At 52.2% G+C, this 24984-nt stretch carries 20 protein-coding genes and 1 pseudogene; 17 read left to right on the top strand and 4 right to left on the bottom strand.

Annotated elements, in window-relative coordinates:
- Nucleotides 1–16 precede the first annotated feature (16 nt).
- Together AB9F26_RS05545 and AB9F26_RS05540 are read left to right on the top strand one after the other, a co-directional pair.
- Nucleotides 17–397, top strand: a complete 381-nt coding sequence (locus AB9F26_RS05545) for a YbaK/EbsC family protein (RefSeq protein WP_369767503.1) — start codon at nucleotides 17–19, stop codon at nucleotides 395–397.
- Between the two features lie 741 nt (nucleotides 398–1138).
- Nucleotides 1139–1345 carry a hypothetical protein gene (locus AB9F26_RS05540; RefSeq protein WP_369767502.1) on the top strand — a complete coding sequence of 69 codons (207 nt, stop codon included), beginning with the start codon at nucleotides 1139–1141 and terminating at the stop codon, nucleotides 1343–1345.
- A 1797-nt stretch (nucleotides 1346–3142) separates the two neighbouring features.
- Here the strand turns inward: AB9F26_RS05540 and AB9F26_RS05535 are convergent.
- Nucleotides 3143–5653 (bottom strand): annotated as a pseudogene (locus tag AB9F26_RS05535) (arylsulfatase).
- A 733-nt stretch (nucleotides 5654–6386) separates the two neighbouring features.
- On the opposite strand from AB9F26_RS05535, the gene AB9F26_RS05530 reads away from it, so the two are divergent.
- The 11 genes from AB9F26_RS05530 (at nucleotide 6387) to AB9F26_RS05480 (ending at nucleotide 15069) form a co-directional block, all read left to right on the top strand.
- Nucleotides 6387–7265, top strand: coding sequence for an HlyD family efflux transporter periplasmic adaptor subunit (locus AB9F26_RS05530; protein ID WP_369767501.1), 879 nt, complete (start codon nucleotides 6387–6389; stop codon nucleotides 7263–7265).
- Complete coding sequence (locus AB9F26_RS05525) at nucleotides 7266–8900, top strand: glycosyltransferase (RefSeq protein ID WP_369767500.1); 1635 nt, start codon at nucleotides 7266–7268, stop codon at nucleotides 8898–8900.
- Nucleotides 8901–8939: 39 nt separating this feature from the next.
- Nucleotides 8940–9242: a hypothetical protein gene (locus AB9F26_RS05520; protein ID WP_369767499.1), complete on the top strand. Its 303-nt coding sequence runs from the start codon at nucleotides 8940–8942 to the stop codon at nucleotides 9240–9242.
- Nucleotides 9243–10568: 1326 nt separating this feature from the next.
- The gene (locus AB9F26_RS05515) at nucleotides 10569–10718 is read left to right on the top strand and encodes a hypothetical protein (protein ID WP_369757920.1); all 150 of its coding nucleotides are present in this window, start codon (nucleotides 10569–10571) and stop codon (nucleotides 10716–10718) included.
- Entirely contained in the window at nucleotides 10699–10860 is a 162-nt protein-coding gene (locus tag AB9F26_RS05510) for a hypothetical protein (RefSeq protein ID WP_369767498.1), read from the top strand. Before AB9F26_RS05515 ends, AB9F26_RS05510 begins: the two co-directional genes overlap by 20 nt.
- Nucleotides 10861–10998: 138 nt before the next feature.
- Complete coding sequence (locus AB9F26_RS05505; protein ID WP_369767497.1) at nucleotides 10999–11391, top strand: hypothetical protein; 393 nt, start codon at nucleotides 10999–11001, stop codon at nucleotides 11389–11391.
- Between the two features lie 112 nt (nucleotides 11392–11503).
- Nucleotides 11504–11632, top strand: coding sequence for a hypothetical protein (locus AB9F26_RS05500; protein WP_369767496.1), 129 nt, complete (start codon nucleotides 11504–11506; stop codon nucleotides 11630–11632).
- Nucleotides 11613–12692, top strand: coding sequence for a fibronectin type III domain-containing protein (locus AB9F26_RS05495; RefSeq protein ID WP_369767495.1), 1080 nt, complete (start codon nucleotides 11613–11615; stop codon nucleotides 12690–12692). The genes AB9F26_RS05500 and AB9F26_RS05495 overlap by 20 nt, the downstream gene beginning before the upstream one ends.
- A gap of 419 nt (nucleotides 12693–13111) precedes the next feature.
- Nucleotides 13112–13528 (top strand): DUF2852 domain-containing protein, encoded by a 417-nt coding sequence (locus tag AB9F26_RS05490; RefSeq protein ID WP_039004335.1) that lies wholly within the window; start codon nucleotides 13112–13114, stop codon nucleotides 13526–13528.
- 92 nt (nucleotides 13529–13620) lie between these two features.
- Nucleotides 13621–14139 (top strand): RDD family protein, encoded by a 519-nt coding sequence (locus AB9F26_RS05485; protein WP_082802324.1) that lies wholly within the window; start codon nucleotides 13621–13623, stop codon nucleotides 14137–14139.
- A gap of 75 nt (nucleotides 14140–14214) precedes the next feature.
- The gene (locus AB9F26_RS05480) at nucleotides 14215–15069 is read left to right on the top strand and encodes an arginyltransferase (RefSeq protein WP_335586528.1); all 855 of its coding nucleotides are present in this window, start codon (nucleotides 14215–14217) and stop codon (nucleotides 15067–15069) included.
- A 97-nt stretch (nucleotides 15070–15166) separates the two neighbouring features.
- Here AB9F26_RS05480 and AB9F26_RS05475 read toward each other — a convergent pair whose 3' ends face one another.
- From AB9F26_RS05475 to AB9F26_RS05465, 3 genes are all read right to left on the bottom strand, one after another.
- The gene (locus AB9F26_RS05475; RefSeq protein WP_335586527.1) at nucleotides 15167–17545 is read right to left on the bottom strand and encodes a TRAP transporter large permease subunit; all 2379 of its coding nucleotides are present in this window, start codon (nucleotides 17543–17545) and stop codon (nucleotides 15167–15169) included.
- A gap of 18 nt (nucleotides 17546–17563) precedes the next feature.
- Complete coding sequence (locus tag AB9F26_RS05470) at nucleotides 17564–18454, bottom strand: TRAP transporter small permease subunit (protein ID WP_052275122.1); 891 nt, start codon at nucleotides 18452–18454, stop codon at nucleotides 17564–17566.
- A 115-nt stretch (nucleotides 18455–18569) separates the two neighbouring features.
- Entirely contained in the window at nucleotides 18570–19658 is a 1089-nt protein-coding gene (locus AB9F26_RS05465) for a TRAP transporter substrate-binding protein (protein ID WP_335586526.1), read from the bottom strand.
- Nucleotides 19659–20000: 342 nt separating this feature from the next.
- On the opposite strand from AB9F26_RS05465, the gene AB9F26_RS05460 reads away from it, so the two are divergent.
- From AB9F26_RS05460 to AB9F26_RS05445, 4 genes are all read left to right on the top strand, one after another.
- Entirely contained in the window at nucleotides 20001–21344 is a 1344-nt protein-coding gene (locus AB9F26_RS05460; protein ID WP_335586525.1) for a cache domain-containing protein, read from the top strand.
- A gap of 14 nt (nucleotides 21345–21358) precedes the next feature.
- Complete coding sequence (locus AB9F26_RS05455) at nucleotides 21359–22018, top strand: response regulator transcription factor (RefSeq protein WP_335586524.1); 660 nt, start codon at nucleotides 21359–21361, stop codon at nucleotides 22016–22018.
- Between the two features lie 154 nt (nucleotides 22019–22172).
- Nucleotides 22173–22922, top strand: a complete 750-nt coding sequence (locus AB9F26_RS05450) for a methyl-accepting chemotaxis protein (RefSeq protein WP_335586523.1) — start codon at nucleotides 22173–22175, stop codon at nucleotides 22920–22922.
- 296 nt (nucleotides 22923–23218) lie between these two features.
- Nucleotides 23219–24973, top strand: coding sequence for an acetolactate synthase 3 large subunit (locus AB9F26_RS05445; protein WP_369756140.1), 1755 nt, complete (start codon nucleotides 23219–23221; stop codon nucleotides 24971–24973).
- Nucleotides 24974–24984 lie beyond the last annotated feature (11 nt).

Raw genomic sequence — 24984 nt, 5'->3', positions numbered from 1 at the left:
TTTGAGGCATTCCCCAATGAACAAAAGTATAAAACCTGTCCGAGCGGCCCTCCAAACCGCTGGCCTGAAAGTCAAAATTCTTGAAGTGAGCAAAGGCACGCGCACCGCTCAAGCCGCAGCAAATGCAGCGAGTTGTGAGGTGGATCAAATCGCCAAATCTATCATTTCCCGAAATGAGGAAGACGGCTCAGCAGTGCTTTTCATCACGGCGGGCGGCAAGAAAATCTGTGCGATTACGGCGAGCGCCCTCGTCGGGGGAACGTTGGGAAAAGCGGACGCAAAACTCATTCGCGCCCAAACAGGGTTCGCGATTGGCGGCGTCTCTCCGATTGGGCACCTTTCCCAACCACGTGCGTTTTTTGATCCCCGTCTCCTAGAATGTAGTTTGACACCGTAACCTGCAGTAAGCGGGAACAAGTGGGATGATGCCGTGACAGGCCTTATTTAAAGGGCCCGGCGAAAAGTTGTGCAACCAAAATTGGCATTCCATAGAGCCTATCATTCGAGTGTCAAAATGGCGGTTTAAGCCCGTATTGGCGAAATCAAAGAATAGCTGCAAACCCCACAGTTACGCTCAAAGGGCGCTAATTATGGGGTTCACGGGGCTTCAGGCGCCCGTTTGACCGGCAATTTAAGTTGATAAAACCTTCTGAACTGGAAAGAAATTTTGGACTTATTGTGGCACGAATCAAGGGGATCAACTCTGTCGGCGGGAACCGGACTTTCGCTGCGATTAGAGAATTTTGATCGACAGAGCGCCAAAAGAGAACTTCGCCGCTCGACCATACAGAGCTAAGTTGAAACCGCCACGACGGATGGATTGCGGGCCTTTGCTGCAATTCCGACGAATACCGGCCAGAAGCGCCCTTCCGAACTCCCCAGTATGGTGAACAGGTAAGGACGGTCCCAACTGGGAGCAACCCGCTGGAAAGGCTGAAAAGTTCCAGAAGACCCACGCCCTTTCTATCCCATAGCACTGCTCCTAGTTTACCCACAAAGGGAGCTGATGCATGTCCAAAGCCCAAGACGCCTTTAAAAGGGTCCAAATTCTGATCGCCAGTAACTTCGACGCGAGCAACTTTAGTTTTGGGACAAAGATCTTGAAGCTATCCCACCGGAAATCAATACCCTCACAAACTTGACTGAGCTTGATCTCAACGCCACAGAAATCGCTTCCGCAGATCCTCTTTTTTCCCTCTTAAGCTTGACCACGCTGGATCTTCGCGGCTCGCGTATCAGCGACCTGCGCCCGATCAAAGATTTGAGAATACAGGGAGACAGCTTATTTGATAATGGCCTACTTTTCGCAAATTGCGCAGTAGAAAACCTCGACCACAAACTCTAAGCTTTTTCTGAAATTGTCGCTACGTGCGAGCGTACAAATAAACCCTCGACTACCTGAATTCACTCACTGAATGGCCGCAATCTAAGACTATTCCAGATGAACGACCAAACGCCCCGACCTATTTATTGCCCGATGACGGCCCCATCGGCGCAAACCGCAAACCTCTTGGCCCGAACGACCGAGAACCGCGATCTCTGCAGGAAAAATGTCGCCAAAAAGTCCGCGCTCTCATGGCATCGGTCCGCGACGGCGATAACGAACGAGCCTCCCTTGTCGAAACTGCCTCAAAATTTCGCAATTTGATCGACCAAAAATAGATATCCTCGTTAGTTCCCTTTGGTCCGCAGTAAACACCCTTAGGTCACGGCATGAAGCGCATGGCAGCGCTGTTAACAAAGGTCGACTAAATGACGAACTCCCGACCATCACTGCTGCTGGTCTGAAAGACTGCTTGAACCCCATGGAATATTCTTTTTAAGCCATCTAGGAGCCTCAGAGGTTGAGCGGAAAATGCGTGAATACCTAAATGGGCCACGCGACCCAGAAGCGCAAAAAGTAGATGATAGGATTGCCGATACACGAACAAGCGCGACAACAGTGCTAATAGCCGAAGCTGCAGTTCCGTTATCACTACTCGATCAGGACGCTGCAAAGGGTGAAGGACCCTCTGCACAGATCGCCGAGGTGTCCTTACAGAACCGTATCAAAATATCATTAGTGCGATTGCTCGGAAGGTCTGGGCGATTTAATCGTCGAAGGTTGTAGTCGCCGTTAATGCGGTGATCAGTGCCGACGTCATTAGTTGGATCGCTGACAACAAACTGTTGATCGTCAAGTTCTACGAAACCGTCACAACCCAATACCCCTATTGGTTCGACGCCATTATGCAAATAATCACAAAAACGCTCATGTAACTCGACAGGTCCAACTGAGCATACCGGTTCGCGAGCGCAAGAACTTGCATGCCTCAATGTCCGCTTGTGTGAAGCTGCAATGCGGCATCAGCACAGACTGCAAACGGCAGCTTTGGGCAGTTCGCGACCGTGATGGGAAAGGGAAATGTCCCGAATCCTGCACCATGCACATATCGACTTAGGGCGGGATGCAGACCTTCGCTCTTTCAAGCGCTAATGTCTGCTTTGCAGACAAGGAAGTGACCCAAATACCATATATTGGCCTGTTGCTTTTGATATACATATTCGATTGCCAACTGTTTTCATCAGACCAAACCTTTTACATTGTCACTCGTTAGTTCGACCACGAGTAATTTATTTGGAGGTGGAACAAACTCAATGAAACACTCGTTCATCGATCAATTTTGAACACTCGATATTTGCTCGTTTTCGACGTTTAGTTGGATGGCTTTTGGCAATTTGAAACGAGATTTAGACTAAAAACGTTCGACTTTGACGACGGCGGAATGCCAGACCAGAGTGCAACCAACAAGAGCGGGGCCAATGCTCGGCCTAAAGACGTTTTATTGAGCAGCGGCAACGTTAGCGGGGTTTAAAACTGCGCTTAGGGTTCGCAAAAAAACAAATTCCTTCAAGGCAAGCCACCCGCATTGCTTTGCCATGGGAAAACTTTGCGACAGAACCAACTGGCGTCCTTGAGCGCCGTCAGTCGATTTTGGGAGGGCTCGTTTCTGGTGAGGGGGTTTTATAGCAAAAATACGAGCTACTTTGGCCATATTTAGGGAGTTTTTATAGCAATTTCCCCAACCAATCGTTGAGGACGTTTCAGTATTTCCACACCCCGAAGCGATAGACTGCGGGGTGTGGAAACTGTTGTTGCCGTTTAGTCTTTGGTAACCATAGCTTCCTTCAGCTTGGTTTTGTCAGCTTCTGTTAGAACCGGAGGAGCCACCTTTAGGGTCACTTTTTCCAGCGTACCAGTGAACGCAAACGGGGTTTGGTAATCCTTATCGTCGACGCCGGTGCCAGTGTCGGCCCCGACATCCAGATTTTCATCCCACTGCAAAATCAATGGAATGGTTTTTTCCATTTTTTGCGTGGCGACAACCTTACCGTCGACCTTCAACTCACCAGTCCCAGATCGACCAATGCCACTCATGCTATTGTAAGCCAGAGTGCCCATACCAAGTCCGTCATATTTAAAGTCGAACTCTACGGTATGTTTGCCAGCGCTAAGGGCATCAGCGCCTTCCCAGCGAATCCGCTCAAGGTCCAGCAGGTTCCAAGTCACCACGGGTTTGCCTTTGAGAAGATAGAAGCCGTATCCGCCGAAACGGCCACCTTGTGTGAGGATCATGCCATCGCCGCCACCTTCGGGTACATCCACTTCTGCCGTGATCGTGTAGGAGGTATTCAGAACCGAAGGAGCATCGCCGTTCGAAGTTCCGGTAAAGGTTCCTTTCCAGACGAATTCATCGCGTCCAGCCGTCAAACTTGGCCGTGGTGTGACCAAGCGGGTCGCCACGGACGCATCCAAGGGAAGGACTTGATATTTCTCGGCCTCTTTCCAGAAAAGCGCCTGCATTTCTTTGAGCTTTTCTGGGTTTTCCGCCGCCACGTCGTGCGCCTGTGTCCAGTCTTTATTCAGGTCATAGAGTTCCCACGGTGTGCCTGCGGGGTCTTGGTTCACAGGACCGGTGATTTCCCACGGTGGACGCACAACTTTCGTGCTGCCAATCCAGCCGTCATGATAGATGGCGTGATCGCCCATCATTTCGAAATACTGGGTGTGGTGTGTTGAGGGCGCGTCGGTGTTGGCCGCATCAAACAGATACGCCATGCTGACCCCCTCGATGGGACTTTGTGGAACGCCATTGACCACGGCAGGTGGGGTAATGCCCGTCGCCTCAAGGATTGTCGGAACAATGTCGATAACGTGGTGGAACTGGTGGCGAATACCGCCCTTGTCTTTGATCACATCTGGCCAAGCGATGGCCATCCCTTGACGAATGCCACCAAAGTGTGACGCTACCTGTTTGGTCCATGAGAACGGCGTGTCAAAGGCCCAAGACCATGCAACTGTCATGTGGGGGTTGGTTTCGTTGCTGCCCCATTCGTCGTAGAATTCAGACAGCTGATCTTTGATTGGAACATTCACGCCATTGAACGCCGCGACCTCGTTCGGGGTGCCGATCAAAGTGCCTTCGGCGCTGCCGCCGTTGTCGCCGCTGATGTACATGATAATCGTGTTATCAAGTTTGCCTATATCATCGACGGCTTGAATGACGCGGCCGATTTCGTGGTCGGTATAGGCAACATAAGCCGCAAACACGTCAACTTGACGAATGAACATCTTCTTTTCGTCGTCCGTGAGAGTATCCCAAGGTTTCAGCAAATCTTTTGGCCAAGGAGTTAACTCCGCCTGTTGGGGAATAACGCCCAGCTTTTTCTGATTGGCAAAGATGGTCGCGCGCAGTTCATTCCACCCTTTGTCAAACAGGTGCATATCGCTGATCTTGTCGATCCATTCTTTGGTTGGGTGATGTGGCGCATGCACGCCGCCCGGAACATAATACACAAAGAAAGGCTGCTCAGGTGCCAGCGTATTAATCCGGTTCATATAATCGATGGCTTCATCCGCCATGGCCGTGATCAAGTTGTAGTCCGGGTCGCCTACATAAGGATAAATCGGAGTTGTGTTGCGCATCAACGGCCCTGGTGTCCACTGGCTGGTGTCGCCGCCCATAAACCCATAGAAATACTCAAAACCCATGCCGATAGGCCACTGATCAAAGAGGCCATTCTAACTGACTTGGAAGGCGGGTGTATTGTGGTTCTTGCCGAACCACGATGTGCGGTATCCGTTGTCTTTTAGGATGGTGCCGACGGTCGCTTTGTCATCGGCAATGATGCTGTTGTAACCAGGGTATCCGGTGGCTTGTTCGGCGATGACGCCAAATCCGGCGGAGTGGTGATTGCGCCCCGTGATAAGCGCCGCCCGCGTCGGCGAGCACAGAGCCGTCGAATTGAAGTTTGTGAAACTGACGCCAATCGCGGCGACCCGATCCAGAGCAGGAGTCGGGATCACACCCCCGAACGTCGACGGAGTGCCATAGCCCGTATCGTCGGTCATAATCAAAAGGACGTTTGGCGACCCTTTGGCCGGAGCAATTTGCGGTGCCCAGTAAGGCTCTGATGCCGTCGCATTGCGCTCGATCTTGCCTTTGAATTCTGGAGGTGGCACCGGAATCTGTAAACCATTAATGGTCGTCGTTGCCGACGGCGTTCCCGGAGTACCTGTGATTGTTTGCGCGGATGCTGTGACCGAAAAATGTGACGCCGCCGCAATTGCAACGGCCAATGTAAACTTGAACTTTGCTGAATTCAGGTTCATTGCTACCCCCCCTTATTAATCAAAAAGTTTAAAAAAATACTTCGCTATTAGATTCTAATTGTAGCCCCATTTGCAATTTTGGGAACTACTTTTTGAAGGAAGCGGGAAAGCAACAACGAACGAGTCGCCCTCTTTGTCAATCTCCTCGCAGAGGATAGACAAAGAGAGGTATCATGCATTCATTTCCTCGAATTTTCTCCAGACTGAACACGTTATTACAGTCAATACAGAGATAGATCGTGCGGGCGGCTATCGCAACGTCAGCGCACCAGAATTTTGGTGCTAGTGCCGCTTTGAGTTGGAAGCTGCCTTTAGTCGCTACCTATATGAAGGGCAGTTATCGGCCGTTCGTGTCATTAAACACTAAGGGCGGAAAGGATCCGTTCGCTACGGAATGCACCAGGGTCTGCTATGCAGACGAAATGAATATTAGTGGCCACAGAGCGATTAGCGGCATGCGGTTTTGATCCATGGATCATTTCTGCCGGAGACCATTCTTTGTCTAAACTTCGTGAGAACGGCTGCTTTGCCACCTGTGTATCTTCAGCCCGAAATTTTTATGGCGCTGGACAATACGTAATGAAAAATTCTCTCACTCTGCCATAATTCTAGACTAAGGATGACGTAGAAACTCGTCTTTACGAAGAGTTGATTCGTCTGCTGCATGGGGCAGTTTTCCACAAAATGAATGGGTTGCGAGATGCGATTTGGTAGGCTTTTGGTGGGGTTGATAGTGATCCTGTTTGCCCTCTGGGTTATTGTTGGTGAACAAATCACGGGCGTCAGTTCAGACGCGGTCGTGAACGCACGATTGTCGACGGTACGCGCGCCGATTGCGGGAACGCTGGATATGCCGATGCGTCCTTTCGGGACGGTTATTCAAGAAGGTGAGGCATTGGCGACGCTGAACGATCCGCTGGTCGATAGTGTTCGGCGTGACGACCTGCGCATGGAGCTTGCCTTTGCTGCGGCGGAAGTTGAGCGCCTCGTGGCTTTCGGTGCAGATCAGGTCGAAGCCAACACCAGCGACAGCTCCGCCGATCCGGAGGTTTTGGCAAACCGCAGCCCGCGGACAGATACGCGCATTGGGCATTCGGACCTCAACGTCTATTTAAGCGAGGCCCGCAGCCGACTTGCTGCCATTGACGCGCGCCTTTTTGAGGAAAATACGCGGCTTACCCGTCTTTCGAGTGCCAACCTTACCGCCCCGACCGACGGTCTTTTGTGGGAAGTTCTCGCCGATGACAATGAGGTCGTGCAACGCGGGCAGGATATCTTGAAACTGATGGTCTGCGATTCAGCCTTGGTCACTCTTTCGGTGCCCGACAACGTCTATAACCGCCTGCGCGTCGGCCAACCCGCCAAGTTCCGGCTGGAAGGTGTCGAAACGCTGTATGACGGGACGATCACGCGCATCGCCGGCGCAGGTGCTGAAACGATCTACCGTAACTTGGCGGTCGCACCGTCGATCAAACACCTTGAACGCTATGACATTGCCTTGCTGGTGCCGGAGTTGCGCAAGAATACGGAATTGCGCTGCACGGTCGGCCAAACAGGTCGAGTGTTCTTTGAGACGCGCCCCTTGGACTGGGTTCGGGACTTGCTGAAGTAAATGCACGAGTTCCTATATCTGAGTGACATCGAAAGCAGCCTCATCCGTGTCATGCTGGTGTTGGGGATCGCCATTATTTTGCCGCTGTGGTTTGACGAAAAGAACCACTGGCATCGCAGCACGATGTTCGCGGTTGCTGGAGTGTTGGCGCTTCGGTATCTGTGGTGGCGCGCGACCGAAACTATCGCTCCGGCGGGATTAACTTGGGACTGTTTGGCCAGTTGGTCGCTGCTGGGGCTTGAGGCCCTGTCGATTATCAGCTCGCTTAGCTCATTCGTGATTATGTCACGCATCCGCCATCGCGGGGACGAAGCGACAGCGCAGATTAACTGGTGGGACGCCGCGTCCCCCCCACGTGTCGCCATTTTGATTGCCTCCTACAACGAAGAGCTTGAAATCCTTGAACGCACGATCATCGGGGCCAAAGCACTGAATCATCCCAACAAAGAGGTGCTGGTTCTCGACGATGGCCGCCGCGACTGGTTGCGCGATTATTGCGGCACGCAGGGTGTCCGATATGTTACGCGCGACGACAATGTCGGGTCCAAAGCAGGCAATATGAACAATGCGCTACGGGTGTTGGCGCAGGACGCGGTGCCGCCCGATTACATTGCCGTGCTCGACGCCGATTTTGTGCCGCACCGCGGTTTTCTCAGCCGCTCACTTGCACTGTTCCATGACCCGAAAATTGGTTTGGTGCAAACCCCACAGCACTTTTTTAACGCCGATCCGATCCAGCATAATCTTGGGCTAAGCCGGTCTTATCCCGACGAACAGCGGTTCTTTTTTGATCATTTACAGCCCGCACGCGATGCTTGGGGCATTGCGTTTTGTTGTGGCACATCGTCTGTCATGCGCTGGCAGGCGGTACAGGACGTTGGCGGCTTTCCCACCGAAAGCATCACCGAAGATTTCATGATGACGCTGGTCTTGCGCGATGGCGGCTGGGACACCGCCTATCTGGACGAACCGCTGACGGAGGGGCTCGCCCCCGAGGGCCTCAAAGAATACGTCACGCAACGGTCCCGCTGGTGTCTGGGTATGATGCAAATCGCGCGTAGCCGCGTCGGGCCGTTTGCCCGCAACAACCTGCGTTTGCGCGATAGGTGGAGCGTGATCGACGCCGTCCTCTACTGGCTCAGTACGTTCCCGTTCCGACTGGCGGCGCTGACCTATCCGCTGCTGTATTGGTATTTCAACATCACAGTCGTGAATGCCGAAGTTGCCGATGTGATCGGTTATTTCGGGGTTTATTACATGTGGGTTCTGTTGGCGATGAATGTGGTCGCGCGGGGCATGGTCATCCCTATTCTCAACGACGTCAGCCAGATCCTCGGGGCCATCCCCATCGCCCGCTCGGCCATCGTCGGCCTGATCCAACCCAATGGCCACCCCTTTAAAGTGACGGCGAAAGGCGGCGATCGCAGCCGTATCATCATTCAGTGGGATCTGCTGAGGCCTTATTTAATCCTGCTGCTGCTGACCATCGGGGGCCTGCTGATCGGCATATTCTTCGACGGGTTTTCATTCAATGACGCGGGACAGGGAAAATCTGTGGTGTTGTTCTGGACGCTCTACAATGTCCTCGTCTTGTCGATGACGTTGATAGCATTTGTCGAATTACCGCGTGAGTAAAAGCATATCGCCGACGCTCCGGAGAAAACCTCTCTGATTGTGGCTGGAACGCCCTTACCCGTTCTCATCAAGTCGCTGACGCAAGACACGTTGCGCTATGAAGGGCTGGGGCACCCTCTGGGCACAGTCGGCACAATCAATCTTAAGGGCGTGGGCGACGTGCGCGTGACCGTAATCGCCAAGACCAACCACGGCGCAAGGTTGCGTCTGCAAACGAAACCTGCCCAAAAAGAAGCACTGCTGTTGCGGTTCTACGTCGACGGAGGGTCCCCCGGCGTGGCGCGCGCTAACATAGTCGCACTGGTAAAAGACCTCGCCCGCAGACTATCGTTCAATCCCTGAAGGTCGTTAGGTAGGCATCAACGTTCTCAAATAGTTCAGGAGGTGGCGGTTAGCATTTGTTGGTGAAGCATGCAGCATCAATTAATTTGACCCCACGGTTGCCAATGGATGCAAACGCAGCGAAGGTCGGCTTAGAGCTCAAACTGCAAGGGTTCCGCAACGCAGCAGGGGCAAAAACCTTCAACAACTATTCGGATTCTGAATAGTGTTTAGTGACGTCAATCGGGTTTGTTGGCGATAGTGCGTGAAAGGAGCGTTTGTGGACCACGTGCAGCCTCTACGCTACTTTGCCGTTTAACCTATTCGCGCGTTGCCAGCGTCAATTTGATTGATCTGAGCTAGTCGTCCACGCGACTGAGCTTCAAGTTTAATTTTCATCGGGGATGATGCTTTGGATTTATTAATATCATCCCGCAGCTTGGAAAGATGGCCAAGTCGATTAAGAATTACTTATGTCCCAAACAGCACTTTCGTGGACTGTATCGCTCGACCTTGTAAGGTCACCAGCATCAACGCTTTGCTTGCAACCGTCGGCAGCTACCCGTTCATCGATCTCGATCTCGGTCTACATGTCGATATAAGCAAAGAATGCTAAAATAGGGCTACATGGGCTTCCCTGTGGCAACACGTCATTTTCAGTCGCAATCTTTGCCTAGATCAATGCAACAACTGGCGCGCACTGCATCTGCGAACGAAAAAACCACAGCACCTTATTAAAGGTGCAGCTTGGAAAAAATCTTCGATGTCGAGCAACCGAAAAGATCGGACGCATATATCCCCCAAAGTTCCGTCTTTTTTAGGTTTCTGAAAGGCGAAGTAACCGCCCTCTAGCTTTGTCAGTTTCTTCAGCTTTGCTAGCGATACGTGCAATAAATCTGCCCGTTTTGCCTTCGTGCGCAATCGAAAGAAAGGGTTGAATTTCTGGTCATACTTAGGTTTTGGCATGATCAGTTTTCGCCAAAAAAAATTGAATGAACTGTAAGATATTTCCTGCGATTGCAGTCCGTGTCTTTGCGGCCTTCCCCGGATTTTCTAAGTTCTCTGCAAAGAACAATATCTAGGAAGATGGTATCCCAAACCTCTCCGAGTACGTCTGGATCACATCCATGGATGGACCCATTTTCCAGTTCGGACACGTACGATTTGGAAAGGCCAAGTTCATTTGCCTGTAAGACGCAGAGCAAAACTGGGCCACCGAAGCGGCTGCAAGGCGCAGTTGTAGCGGAGTAAAATTCGCCAGTTTATGTCCTTCGTTTATTCGGAAAGCGGGGGATGTACTCTGCGTATACTTATAGTCGTGTAAGCCGTGCTTGTTTGAAGGACGGTATGTCTGCTCGAGAAGCCGCGCGTTATTTCAACAAGGACCGTAAGACGATAGCGAAGATGCTGCGCATAGACAAAGCCCAAATCAAAAAACAGCGCAACACAGCCAAGCGCATCTTTGAGCGCCTGCGGGATGAGCCTGCCGCATTCTAACGCAGTGTTTGTGAAGGGATACCCTGCGGAGACAACCGATCCGTTCTGTGATGGCCATGTGTCTGCCTTTGCGTTCTTTGATGGCATCCCGCAGTCCATTCTTTATGACAATACCAAGATCGCTGTTGCGCGTATCCTTTGAGTCCGACCCCGTGTGCGGACACCGAGTTTTACCGAGTTGCAATCGCATTGCCTGTTTGATGACAAGTTCGGCAGGCCTACGCGAGGGAACGAGCGAGGAATTGTCCGCCATTGGTCCGAGAGACATGGACGAGCGGCAATGTCGAAGGCATGGTCGGATATACCCGCCGCAACTTCATGGCGCGGCCACAGCCAAACTATTGGCCAGCGTTTGGTATCCGATATTGATGCCCTGATGGGATTGCCTGTCGCAGAGTATGAGGCCTGCGACCATGTCAGCACGCGGGCCACATCAATCTCAATGGTGCGCTACCGTAGCAATGATTACTCTGTGCCGGTGGCCTATGCCCATCACGACGTCCACGTGCGCGGCTTTGTGCATGAGGCCATTATTGGCTGCGATTTTGAGGTGATTGCGCGGCATCAGCGGTCCTATGCCAAAGCGGATATGATCTTTGATCCGCTGCACTTCATGCCCTTGATTGAGCAAAAGGTTGGGGCCTTGGATCAGGCTACCCCTTTGCAGGGTTAGAATTTTCCGGATGTGTTTGCCACCCTGCACCGATTACTTGAAGCCAGAATGGTCAAGCCCGGAAAGCGGGATCGAGCCATTGTCCGCCATTGGTCCGAGGACAATGGCGAGGGTGCAAGTTCTACGCCCGCTGGAAACCTTCGAGATGGGCGTTGTGCAAGGTGCAATTCAACAGGCGGTTGATCTGGGGGCGATTGATTTCTGTGCAGGACGGTTTGCGGTTGAATTATTTTGGTGCTGATAGTTTTTTCCAGCAATACATTCTCGGTTTAGTCACAACTCTAACAAATAACTTTGATCGGTGCCGTGTTGCTATCGTTGTTGAGGTGGGAAAACCGATCAAGGTTTATGCAAGTGGTGACGATGTTACAAACGCCTCGGACCATTTCTGTTTCCCTACTTTACTGCCTCACAGCCTAACGATTGACACCGATGTAGAAGGGTGGACAACGCACCGCGTGGCGCTCCATGCAGGCGCGCTGGATGACGAAAAGCTTTACGAGGCTTTGCGGATGGGGGATGCCAGCGCGGTGCATATTTTAGGCGATAGTTTTGTGGTGCAAGAGTTTCCCGATGTTCTGCATGATTTGCTCGCTGAAAACGGCCTTGGTGACGTTATGACGTCTTTCGACGGGATCGGCGGCCTTGCCTTTTACGAAACCGATGGGCGCGGCGAATTGGTGATTAAAACATCGATTATGAGTGTCTTGGAAAAACTCAAATATAACGGCGCGCCAAAGCAATATATTTTGCTCGAAAGCAACCCGTTGAACCCTGTGGGCGACAGTCGGAACGTTGAATGGTCGGACGCAATGGGCTGGGTGCGCGATGTCATTGGAACCCGTTTTGTCTATACGCTTGAGGCAATGTTTTGCGGCAATGACGGCAGCGCGGGCGATCTTGCGCAAATCGCGACTGGCCTTTGGCCGAGCAGCTTGACCGGCGACGGGACGCACCCGACCGAAGCCGGGCGCGAGATCTATGCCAAAGCGGCTTACGGGGCCTTGGTTGATTTCGGCTGGCTCGAAGGAACCATCACTGTGCCAACCGTTGTGCAAACCCTTGCGACGGCAGGGACGACAATCACATGGGCCGCGCCAGCCAATGACGGGGGCAGCCCAATCCTTGGCTATAAAATCGAGCGCAACACGGGGAGCTGGGTTGCGCAAACACCGCAAGGCTCGGCTGCTGGATATACAAAGCAATATATCCGCTCTTGGGTCGCTCCGGCCTCTGGCACTTATCGCGTGTCGGCGATTACTCGCAAGGGCACCGGATCGCCCACAACAATCGTGGTTTAATCTGCGGGGCGCAGGGCATCCCCCTGCGCTCAAAGAGGCCAACAGATGCCGAACTGTAGATCGATCCGCAGCCACCTGTTTAACGCCCGTTTAAACTTTGCGGGTCGACGGGCCACTTAAACGGTTCTATTAATCAGAAAAACGTTTTGCTGCAGATATCTCTGTCAATCACTGCAAGAATCCCTGTCACGCTACATCGAGCTACATCGAGCTACAACAAATTGGGCTGTCGCAGGTACACCGCACCATGTTTTCTCGGCAAAATCACAAGAAATTACCTACGCGCAACATGCTGATTTAATTCAGTAAATCAAGTTAATGTAAAAAAGATTTACATTAGGTCTTGCGTTTTTCGCAAAACTCCCCATTTCTATTGATGTGAAACACATTAACATCGACCCCAACAAATGGAGACAGATATGACATCCGCCACCGCATGGCCCTCACAAGCAGAAACATGGCTTGACGAAAAAGGCAAAGGCGCCTGGATTGCCGCTATGGTTCTTGGATTTATCTTTTTTTGGCCCGTCGGCCTCGCCCTACTTGCCTATATGATCTGGAGTAAACGTATGTTCAAATCAAAATCACGTGGCGGTTGCCGCGCACATTCACACCGTCATTCGCATGGCTTCAGCAGCACAGGCAACTCAGCCTTTGACGCTTACAAAGCCGATACGCTGTCGCGCCTCGAAGAAGAGCAAGTCAATTTTGAATCCTTCCTAGAGCGTCTTCGTGAAGCGAAAGACAAATCCGAATTCGACACGTTTATGGATGAACGCGCCAAAAAGGCACAGTCGCCTAAAAACACCGACAAAGATGCCCCCATCGAGTTGTAATTAACGCCGCATCCCTGTCTCCTCGCGGACTTGCCACCTCCCAAATACTGGCAAGTCCGCAACTTAACGTCTTAACAATAGGTAGTTCTCAAATGGCAAGTGATTTTGATCCCCGCGATTATGGTTTTGAACCGGGTGCAGATACGTCCAACCGCCGCCAAAACCGCGAACAGGCGACGGGTCTCCCTGATCCTGAGCTCCATGCCGGATTTTACGCGGATGTCGCTAAAAAACGTTTTGGCGCGTGGATTATTGATACCATTGCCATCGGTCTTCTGACGGGGCTTGTGCTTATTTTTACAGCCTTTTTGACAGTATTTATTGCGCCCTTTATTTTCCTCGCCATCGGTTTCCTTTATCGCTCTGTTTCCATTGCCAACCATTCCGCGACCCCTGGAATGCGGATGATGGGCATTGAATTGCGTAACAGCGATGGCAACCAGTTGGACGGCTCAATGGCGGTTTTGCACACTTTGGGCTATTCGCTATCCTTTACAATCTTCCTCGTTCAGCTTCTGTCGGTTGGTATTATGTTGACCAGCAACCGCGGAAAAGGCCTTACGGATATGGTTCTAGGGACCGCGATGATTAACTCGATGTCGCGATATTAACCCTTTGTTCAGCATGGGCTTGGCGCAGACGGTTTGGCTTGCTATCCTTATAGGTAGGAAAACGAGCGAGAGTATATGCGTCATAGCCTTCCAGTAGCCCCACAATTTTATGTGACGGCCCCCCAGCCCTGCCCTTATCTTGAGGGGCGCCGCGAGCGTAAGTTATTTACTTCGCTTCAGGGGGAGTTCGCACAGGAACTCAATGACAGCCTTTCCAAACAAGGATTTCGGCGCAGTCAAAATGTTTTGTACCGCCCATCCTGTGCGGATTGTTCGGCCTGTATGTCGGCGCGCATCCGTGTGGCAGATTTCAAACCCAACAAGAGCCAGAAGCGCGTCACACGCAAAAATGCTTATTTGAAACGCCAGGCGCGCTCCCCTTGGGCCACCGAAGAACAGTTCAACCTGTTTCAACACTATCTTGAAACGCGCCATTCCGATGGCGGCATGGCGGAAATGGACGTCTTTGAATTCGCGGCCATGATTGAGGAAACCCCCATTCGCAGCCGCGTTGTGGAATATGTAACGCCCGAAGACACCCCCGATGTGGACACCGGCCTAACAGCCGTGTGTTTGACCGATGTTTTTGATGACGGCGTGTCGATGGTCTATTCCTTTTACAACCCAGATTTGGCGCGCAACAGTTTGGGAACGCACATTATTTTAGACCATATTGAGATCGCCCGCGAGGCTGGCCTGCCCTATGTCTATTTGGGGTATTGGGTCCCTAACAGCCCGAAAATGGGCTATAAGGGACGTTTCTCAGCCTTGGAAGTTTACAAAAACGGGGCGTGGGTCAAAGTCGTTGACCCCGAAGATTTCAGCCAAGATGACGGCCCAGAATTTGGCGATCAATTGGCCGACCAAGTGGCCCAGATCACCCTACCAAACAGCCGCAACGCCGCGGCACGCCACCCAAATACAGAGTGACGTCTAGCCTCGGTTCCTCACGGTATCTGTGGATTTAAACGAAAAAGGGCGTCTCAATCGAGACGCCCTTTCCTGTTTTAGTGTCCGTTGAACCTGATCATTTTCCGATAAGGTTTGGAACGATCGTCACAATCGACGGTATGAAGTAGAGAACCGCAAGCGCCCCGACTTGGATCAGGACAAACGGTACGACCCCGCGATAGATGTGTCGCGTCGTGACTTCCTTGGGGGCGACCCCTCGCAAGTAGAACAGCGCGAAACCGAAGGGCGGCGTTAGGAAGCTTGTTTGCAGGTTCACCGCGATCATGATCGTTACCCATTTTGGGTCCATCGTGCCGCCATAAATAACCGGTCCAACAATCGGGATCACGATATAAATGATCTCGAGGAAGTCGAGCACGAAGCCAAGAATGAACAACACCACCATCACCAGCAAGAACACTTTGAACTCGTCATCAAAGCTGCGCAGGAATTGTTGGATATAGTGCTCACCACCAAAGGAGATCACCACAAGGTTGAGCATTTGGCTGCCGATAAGGATGGTAAACACCATGCTCGTGACCTTGGCCGTTTCGCGCACAATCGGGGTAAGCACCCTGTTGCGGAACAAAACATAACAGGCGAACAGGATGCCAAACATGGCCATCAAGTAAGCTGCAAGCGCCACAAAGTAGGCAACCCAATCTTCAAACGGAACGCTGGAACGTGTAATCCGAAGATCGAAGTTCACCCCAACGAGGATCATCACAACTACGGCGAAGGCCGAAACCAAGATGATTTTACCCGAACCGCCCTGCTCTTGCAGGCGACGATAGGCCGCCAGCAACAAAGCACCACCCGCGCCAAGCGCCGCAGCCGGTGTTGGGTTGGTGATCCCGCCAAGGATCGATCCCAAAACCGCAATGATCAGAACCAAAGGTGGGAACACCACCCGCAGAAGTTCATTGCGCGCCAACAAGCCAGAGGCATAGCGAACACCGTAGGCCAGCATCAACCCGGGAACGGCCAACAGGATTGTTGCCCCCCCGGGGGATGTTGTCGGCGCGATCAAAAATGCGTCGATAATGAAGGCGAGAAGCACCCCTGCGCCGCCAATAACCAAGGGACGTGTATTGGCATATGGTGCCACACCGCGCGCCGTAGTGAGCGCAAGCCCCATCAACACAAAGAAGATTGCAATGCCTGTGCCAATTGGTGCGATGCTAGAGATTTTCGCAACGGTTGCTGCTTCATACTCTTCTGGTGTCAGCTCGCGGCTTTTAACAGCCCCGCCGGACTCTTTAATCGCCTCTTGTTGATCAATCGCAAGATCCCAAGCTTCTTGGCCGTGCAAGTTAATCATCGCCGCCTGACAGCTGTCCCCGACATTTGTGCGCAAGCTAGCTGCTTTGGACGCATCGGAATAGCTGTCGACGTTGGTATTTTGGCTTCCCACGATATTCGCTTGGCTCAAAAGGATCAAACCACCGATGGCAATCACAGGCATCGCTACGAACCATGTGAGGCTGTTGCGACCACTGCCTTCCGTATTGGCAACGCCCTCAAAGACAACCGCAGGTGCTTTTAACGGGTTAAACAGCGCATAGATAAACGCATAGCCACCATAAAGAACCGCCAGCATGACCCCCGGAAGGATCGCCGCTTGGAACAGGGTCCCAACCGAAACCACGGCCGCTTCGCCAAGATAAGTCAGCGCATCCGTACAGCCAGCTTCCATTGCGCGGGCTTCTTGAGCGGCGGAATAGAGATCCCCCGCCAACGTGCCCAAAAGTACGATAACAATGGACGGCGGGATGATTTGCCCCAACGTCCCAGAGGCTGCGATCACCCCCGTTGCAAGCTCCGGCGAGTAGCCGTGGCGCAACATGGTGGGAAGTGACAGGAGGCCCATGGTGACAACTGTTGCCCCCACGATCCCCGTTGACGCGGCAAGAAACGCGCCCACAACCACAACCGAAACCGCCAAACCGCCAGGCAAAGGGCCAAAGACCCGCGCCATAGTTGTCAGAAGATCGTTCGCGATTTTGGAGCGTTCAAGTGTGATCCCCATCAGGACGAACATCAAAACCGCGAGCAGGGTTTCAATGGATTGCCCCGCGAACACCCGTTCGTTCATACGGTTTACGATGAACGACAAGTTGCGGTTCATCGCGATTTCCCAGCCACCGCCCACAGAGGGGTCTAATTGGCTTGGGAACAGCGGAACCTCAATAACGGGCAAATCCGGATATCGGAACAAAGAGATCACGTCTTGGTGTAACCCTGAGTCGATCAAGGCCCGATAGGCGACCGAACTGGTGTCCACCGAGGCGTGCATCAAGATGCCTGCGCTGTCTAATGCTGCGATAATCCCGAAGGATATCACCCCCGCCCCACCGATGGCAAACGCCACCGGAAAGCCCGAGAGAATGCCCGCAAAGAGGCTGAGGAAGACGATGATTAGGCCGACTTCGACGCCATCGAGTCCAAATAACATAGGTAGTGCCCCTTAAAATTAATGCGTGCCTTCGTAGGCTTCTTCACCCGCGCCAAGCGAGTCACGGTCGAGGTATTTCCCATCACTTTCGGGTCCTTCTTTGCGCTCAAGATAGGAGCGATAGAAAAACGCGATTGCTTGGAGGAAAACCATACCGGTAAAGGCGACGATAAGGATTTTGAACAAGAAATAGCCGTTGAACCCGTTGGGCGAGAACCCGATGGTTTCGACGTTCCACTTGAGGATTTTGGCTTTCCTCGAGAGCAATTCGATGGTGTCGGTCGCCGAGACTTTCGGGGTCACGAGGTGACGCCACAAGAAGAACCATGCGTACATCCAAACCAGAACCGCGACGGGCATCATAAAGAAGATCGACCCGAACATATCAATTGCGCGTTTAGCGCGGAAACTCACGGCCGAATAGACAAGGTCCACACGCACGTGGCCGCCCTGAACAAAGGTGTAAGACGCACAAAGAGCCACGACCAAAGCATTGTAAAACTTCAACTCTTCGGCCCACCAACTGATGTCGAGGGCCAGTGCGGGACCAAAGCCAAACGTGATTTGGGCTTGAGTGAAAATCCGTTGCACGAACACGATGATAATCTGTTGCAGAACCATCAAAAGGCCGGCCCAAGCAAAGAACCGACCGACACCGTTAGAGATGCCTTCGAGCACCCGCACACAGCCCCACATGAATTGATTTTTCCACATCCCGAAGGCTGTGAGCACGAGAAAGCCGGTGAAGACCACAAAGAAAAACTCAATCGAGCCACCATAGTAGATGAACCGCATAAGCGATGCTTGGTCCGACCAATCGAGCCACATTTGCGGATGCGTTACCGCAAACCCGAAATTGTAGAACGCCATTAGGATGTTCTGAAAGAACCAGACAATGCCATTAAGCATCGAAGTCCCCCTGTTAATTTAATGTCTATGATAACGCCGCTGGTTGCGGGTCAGATTCGGGTTGGGCCTTCCACGAGATCGCAAAAGGCCCTTCCGATAGTGTTAGTGGGGCAAATTAGCCGTTGCCCAGAACACGGGTCCGTTGGTCTACGTAGAAACCATCCGATTTTTGGATCCAAGAAGACGAAGACGCCAAGGATGTTTCAAAGCTCGCACGGATTTTTTGGAACAATGCGTCATCCATGTTTTCGTCCATAACTTCTTTGGAAGCCGTCCCAAATGCATCCCAAACATCATCAGAGAACTGAAGGGTTTTAACACCCTGCGCCTGAAGACGGGCCAAAGCGGCACCGTTGTTTGCGAGCGTTTCGCTCAAGTTATAGTGTGTTGTGGCTTGTGTTGCATAATCAATGATCGCCTGATGTGTTGGCGACAGGGAGTTATACACGTCAAGGTTCATACCAACCGCAAGGCCGGAACCCGGCTCGTGGAAGCCCGCTGTGTAGTACACTTTGGCAACTTCTTGGAAGCCAGCACGTTCGTCCGCAAACGGACCAACCCACTCAAGACCGTCCAAAGCGCCAGACGACAGAGCTTGGTACAATTCACCACCGGGGATATTTTGAACAGACGCGCCCAATTTACCCAGAACTTTACCACCAAGACCCGGCATACGGAACTTAAGGCCGTTGAGATCTTCTGCGGAGTTAATTTCGGAACGGAACCAACCACCAGATTGCGAACCGGAGTTCCCAGCAAGGAAGGAACGCAGGTTGAAGATTTCACCCAGTTCATTGTGAAGGTCCTGGCCGCCACCGTGAAGGTACCAGTTGGTCAGTTCTTGTGCTGTGGCGCCAAATGGAACCGCAGTGAAGTAAGCATAACCTGGGTGTTGGCCCAAGAAATAATAGTCAGCCGAGTGATAAAGATCAGCTTGGCCCGAAGACACAGCGTCAAACACTTCCAACGCGCCAACAAGCTCGCCCGGTGCTTTTTTCTCGATGATGAGGTCGCCACCCGAAAGGGTGTTAACAGCGTTCTCAAAGTAGCTCGCAGCGTCGTCAAGAACAGCAAAGCCACGTGGCCAAGATGTTACCATTGTCAAAACGCGTGTGCCCTGAGCGAGCGCGGGTGTTGCGAGTGATGCAGCGGCAGCAGCAGAGCCACCAAGTGCAGATGTCCGTAGGAATGAACGGCGATCCATAAAGGTCTCCTCCCCTTTATAATGTCCGACTCTTTGGTCGGGACATTCGTTAATAGTAGGTGCAGACTACTTAGTTAAGGCCACGCCACAATACCCAGTCCTACGCAGACGGTCAGAAAAAATGACCAAAACCAATATTTTGACCTTTTAATCAACATTGATTCCCGCGCATTCCCTTGAAAGGGTGTTTGACCATCACGCGACTTGGCCTCATTCTCTATCTCACGTGCGAGGTGACTCGCCGCTTAATTAGGATAACTGCCCCCGTTGCGACCCCCGCATTTCCAAAAACTGTCAGCTTTCGTATATGGCCTCTCATTTGGCTATGGGCAAAAGCTGTTTATGTTGGCCACCCTGCCCCTTATTCTCGCGACGGCGGCGATTGCAGTTGTGGTAACCAACCAGTCCCGTGAACTGGCGGAATACGAGATAGCACAGTTGGAACGCGAACTGATTGAAGCCAAGAAGTCCGAATTGAAAAATTATGTAAACCTCGCCCGCTCCGCATTCTTCTTTATCTATGGTCGCGCCGCGCCCGACGATTATCAGGCAAAACTGCGGGTCACCCAAATCCTTTCGGCGATGACTTATGGCGACGATGGCAGCTATTTTGTGTTCGACTACGACGGAAATAACCTCGTCTCACCACGCCAAACCTATCTAATCGGGCGCAATTGGGCGGGACTGACAGACCCCGAAGGCACCCCCATTGTCGACGCGTTGATCTCACTGGCGCGCACGGGCGCGGGGTATCACACCTATACGTGGGAAAAACCCTCCACTGGCGAAACCAGCCAGATGATCACCTATGTGATTGGGCTGCAAAACTGGCGGTGGGCCGTGGGCACAGGCGTTTTCATTGACGATGTGGTCAAAACAACCGAAGAAGCCCGCGCACAGGTCGGCGACCGAATTCGCCAGACCTTTCTCTATATCGGGGCGATCACCCTTGGCGCCCTCCTTTTGGTGTTTTTATCAGGATTGACCCTCAATATTCGCGAACGCCGTTTGGCCGATGTGAAGCTTAAAAAGCTCACCCAACGGGTGTTTGACACCCAAGAAGAAGAGCGCGGCCGTGTGGCGCGCGAATTGCATGACTCCATTAGTCAAATCCTTGTTGGTGTGCGCTATGCGCTGGAACTGACCCGTCGCCGCATGAATAACGGTGATCCCGATGCCGCCGACAGCCTCGATAAGGGCGTGTCGCACCTTAACGGCGCGATCCAAGAAGTCCGCCGAATTAGTCGTGATCTGCGCCCCGGTATGCTAGATGATCTTGGCCTAGGTCCCGCGCTGCAATCTTTGATTAAAGACTTCAGTCTGCGCACCGGTATCAAAACCCAGATCGAAACCGCTGTTTTTCGCAACCGCCTCGACCAAGAAAGCAAAATCGCGCTTTACCGTATCGCCCAGGAAGCCCTGACAAATATTGAGCGACATGCGGGGGCTACGCATGTTAGCCTACGCGTAGGTGGCCATAAAAACGGTGCTTCTCTCGTGATCTCCGATAATGGCCAAGGGATCCCAGAAGCGCGCAAGGACCGAGTTGAAAACGGTATCGGCCTGCGTAATATGCAAGAACGTGTGGATCAACTTGATGGCACCTTTATGATGAATTCAACCAGCGATGGCACAACGATCGAAGTGCAGGTGCCCTTTAGCCACCTATTGCCCCCAGACCGATAATCCTAGGAGTCCAAATGAGCGACACGCCCCAAGTTACACCCACGCGCGTTTTGATTGTCGACGATCACCCGATGGTCGCGGAGGGCATTCAGTCTATTCTTGAGACCTATGACGATATTACGGTTGTAGGCTGCCTGAGCAATGGGCGAGAAGTTATTGAGAAAATTGATGAATTCTCGCCAGACGTCATCCTGCTTGATCTTAATATGCCCGAGGTAAACGGGCTATCCGCCACCGAAATCCTTTTGGAAACGCACCCGAACACCCGCATTTTGATCCTGTCGATGCACGACACGCCCGAGTATATTTCGACCGCGCTCTCTGCGGGGGCAAAAGGCTATATTCTCAAGGATGTCCCGACCGAAGAAATCAAAGTCGCCATAGATACGGTGATGGCAGGTAACCAGTATCTTTGCCCCGGTGCAACATCGTCAATTGAGCCTAAAACCACCGATGGCCGCGTCCCCCTCACCAGTCGCGAGCAAACGATCCTGTTGGAATTGGCCCAAGGGCGCAGTAACAAAGAGGTCGCGATCAGCTTGGATATTTCCGTGCGCACTGTTGAAACGCATCGCAAGAATATCAAACGAAAACTGGGGATTAGTTCGACCGCTGGCCTGACGCGCTACGCCATGGAGCAAGGCGTCCTGCAAGGGACAGGCGTGCCGTTCTAAGCTTTTTCAACGCTTAAAACGGCTGTCATTCCGTTGCGGGCTAAAAAATACCATGTGTGCACCATAACTTTTTGAGGTCGCGAGTTTCGTTAATGGAGCCTTCATTATAACGACATAGATTGTGGAAAACGTATGCAGTTAGGATGCCACCCTTATGTCGATCTCGCAAAAATTTTCGCCCCCAAACGCCTCGAAAATAACGTCCTATTCTGATGGGTCTCGGTCCAAGAAGAACGCCGATTCCTTTCAAAAGGATCGCGAAATCTTGGATCAAATTACCCTGACACGCTCGGTGGCTCTGCAAATGAGTCTGCGCGTGATGGCCATCGTTGCCGCGCCATCAAGTAAAGATCGCGACGTGAGTATCGAGGAATTCAACGCCTACCAAGAAAAGTATCTTAAGACGCTGGGGCTTCTGTTTGGCAAAGAAAATATCCTTGACCTTCCCCAAGATAAACTCGACTGGATTAGACAAATCGCCTCACAGGATGGCGAGTTGCGCCAACGTGTTTTGTCGTGCGGAGAACGGATCAAGTCGTTGGGAACGCGTCTTGCGGAAGGGAACATTCCAACCTATCGCGAAGCCTCCCAGTTCTATGAAGCCATTTTTCCAGCTACATATGAAAGTATGAACGTGATTACAGAGGCTCTTTGGGGCGATCTAGAGTTGAAAAAAGGCGACATCGACGGGGCACGTCAGACGCTCACCTCCGCGTTTAACGATATTCGCAAAATTTCCACCTCCATTCGCCTGACAGCCATTAACGCGTCCGTAGAAGCAGCACGGGCTGGAGATGCAGGGCGGGGATTTTCGGTCATTGCCAGTGAAGTAAAAACCCACGCAGAAGGTATCCAAGCGGCCACAGACAACGCGCAAAGCGTGATTAGCACCCTAATCAACTAACCTCGCCTTACTTAAAATTCCAATTTACCATCGCATTTTGCAACTTTACGCAACTATTTAACATTGCCGCGACACTTTAATCGCGTTTTCGGTGTTGACGCCCCCTTTTCCCGTGATTAATGTCTCTCTACACGCAAAGGAGCTTAGGCAATGTTTTCTATTGTCATTCTAGTCAGAAAGATGCGCATGGGCCGGTAACGGTACACCATTATGGAACCCATGCGCCCTCGGAAATTTCCGGGGGCTTTTTTGTTGCAACACCATACACGCAGATCGCGTGAACATCGGAGAGAAACATGACACGGCAGATGACCGGCGCAGAAATGATTGTTCAAGCCCTTAGGGATCAAGGCGTAGATACCGTCTTTGGCTATCCCGGCGGCGCCGTCCTACCAATCTACGATGCCATTTTTCAACAAAACGACATTCAACATATTCTGGTGCGCCATGAACAGGGCGCGGTTCACGCCGCCGAAGGATATGCGCGCAGCACCGGAAAACCGGGTGTCGTTTTGGTAACGTCCGGCCCTGGGGCCACAAATGCAGTAACCGGTTTGACGGACGCTTTGCTGGATTCCATCCCACTTGTGGTTCTGACCGGCCAAGTGCCGACATTCATGATCGGAACCGACGCGTTTCAAGAGGCCGATACCGTTGGCATCACCCGCCCCTGCACCAAACACAACTGGTTGGTAAAAGACACCGACAAACTCGCAGAAACGTTGCACCAAGCCTTCCATGTCGCGACCAGCGGTCGCCCAGGACCGACGCTTGTAGACATTCCCAAGGACGTTCAATTTGCGACTGGCACTTATACGCCGCCGCAGAAGGCGAAGGTTGATCACTACCAACCCAACCTAAAAGGCGACAAAGAGGCCATTACGGCAATGGTTGAACTGCTCGAAACCGCCAAACGCCCGATCTTCTACACGGGTGGCGGCGTTATCAACTCAGGCCCCGCCGCCAGTCAGCTGCTGCGCGAATGGGTTGCGGCCGCAAACATTCCTGTAACGTCCACCCTCATGGGGCTGGGTGCCTATCCGGCGTCAGGCAAAAATTGGCTCGGCATGTTGGGCATGCACGGGTTGTATGAAGCCAACATGGCGATGCATGATTGCGACGTGATGATCAACATTGGTGCGCGGTTTGATGACAGGATCACCGGCCGTCTCCAATCGTTTAGCCCAAAAAGTACCAAGGTTCACATCGATATTGACCCGAGTTCGATTAACAAAGTGATCCGTGTCGACGTTCCCATTTTAGGCGATATCGGCCATGTGCTCGAGGATGCTTTGAAAATTTGGAAAGCGCGCGGCAGTAAAACAAATGTCGGGGCATTGGCGACTTGGTGGGCACAGATCGACAAATGGCGTGCGCGCAGTTGTCTGACGTACAAAAATTCTGAAACCATCATCAAGCCGCAATATGCGCTGCAACGCCTTGAAGCGCTTACAAAAAAATATGACCGCTATATCACCACCGAAGTTGGTCAGCACCAAATGTGGGCCGCACAATTCCTTGGATTCGAGGATCCAAACCGTTGGATGACCTCCGGCGGATTGGGCACGATGGGCTATGGTTTACCAGCGTCAGTTGGCGTGCAGGTAGCGCATCCCGATAGTCTGGTGATTAACGTCGCGGGCGAAGCGAGTTGGTTGATGAATATGCAAGAGATGGGAACCGCAATTCAATATCGCCTGCCCGTCAAACAGTTCATCCTCAACAATGAGCGTTTGGGCATGGTTCGCCAGTGGCAGGAATTGCTGCATGGCGAACGGTATAGTCACTCATGGAGTGAAAGCTTGCCGGACTTTGTGAAGCTGGCCGAAGCCTTCGGGGGCAAGGGTATTCGCTGCTCCGATCCTGCGGATTTGGACGAAGCGATCATGGAAATGTTGGCCTATGACGGGCCCGTTATTTTCGATTGTATGGTCGAGAAGCACGAAAACTGTTTCCCTATGATTCCGTCTGGTGCCGCGCACAATGAAATGTTGATGGGTGATGCTGACACGCAAAATGCTATTGGAAACACTGGCGCGGTTCTCGTTTAAGAAAGGTCGAT

It is taken from the genome of Falsihalocynthiibacter sp. BN13B15, from assembly GCF_041205415.1.
GTDB classification, from domain to species: Bacteria; Pseudomonadota; Alphaproteobacteria; order Rhodobacterales; family Rhodobacteraceae; genus Falsihalocynthiibacter; species Falsihalocynthiibacter arcticus.
Note: the sequence above shows the minus strand (reverse complement) of the source record. Positions and strands in the feature narration are given on the sequence as shown.

Coding starts and splice junctions, on each gene's coding strand:
- AB9F26_RS05545 (WP_369767503.1), top strand. CDS start 17: ATGAACAAAAGTATAAAACCTGTCCGAGCGGCCCTCCAAACCGCTGGC.
- AB9F26_RS05525 (WP_369767500.1), top strand. CDS start 7,266: ATGCACGAGTTCCTATATCTGAGTGACATCGAAAGCAGCCTCATCCGT.
- AB9F26_RS05515 (WP_369757920.1), top strand. CDS start 10,569: ATGTCTGCTCGAGAAGCCGCGCGTTATTTCAACAAGGACCGTAAGACG.
- AB9F26_RS05510 (WP_369767498.1), top strand. CDS start 10,699: ATGAGCCTGCCGCATTCTAACGCAGTGTTTGTGAAGGGATACCCTGCG.
- AB9F26_RS05505 (WP_369767497.1), top strand. CDS start 10,999: ATGTCGAAGGCATGGTCGGATATACCCGCCGCAACTTCATGGCGCGGC.
- AB9F26_RS05490 (WP_039004335.1), top strand. CDS start 13,112: ATGACATCCGCCACCGCATGGCCCTCACAAGCAGAAACATGGCTTGAC.
- AB9F26_RS05485 (WP_082802324.1), top strand. CDS start 13,621: ATGGCAAGTGATTTTGATCCCCGCGATTATGGTTTTGAACCGGGTGCA.
- AB9F26_RS05480 (WP_335586528.1), top strand. CDS start 14,215: ATGCGTCATAGCCTTCCAGTAGCCCCACAATTTTATGTGACGGCCCCC.
- AB9F26_RS05475 (WP_335586527.1), bottom strand. CDS start 17,545: ATGTTATTTGGACTCGATGGCGTCGAAGTCGGCCTAATCATCGTCTTC.
- AB9F26_RS05470 (WP_052275122.1), bottom strand. CDS start 18,454: ATGCTTAATGGCATTGTCTGGTTCTTTCAGAACATCCTAATGGCGTTC.
- AB9F26_RS05465 (WP_335586526.1), bottom strand. CDS start 19,658: ATGGATCGCCGTTCATTCCTACGGACATCTGCACTTGGTGGCTCTGCT.
- AB9F26_RS05460 (WP_335586525.1), top strand. CDS start 20,001: ATGTTGGCCACCCTGCCCCTTATTCTCGCGACGGCGGCGATTGCAGTT.
- AB9F26_RS05455 (WP_335586524.1), top strand. CDS start 21,359: ATGAGCGACACGCCCCAAGTTACACCCACGCGCGTTTTGATTGTCGAC.
- AB9F26_RS05450 (WP_335586523.1), top strand. CDS start 22,173: ATGTCGATCTCGCAAAAATTTTCGCCCCCAAACGCCTCGAAAATAACG.
- AB9F26_RS05445 (WP_369756140.1), top strand. CDS start 23,219: ATGACACGGCAGATGACCGGCGCAGAAATGATTGTTCAAGCCCTTAGG.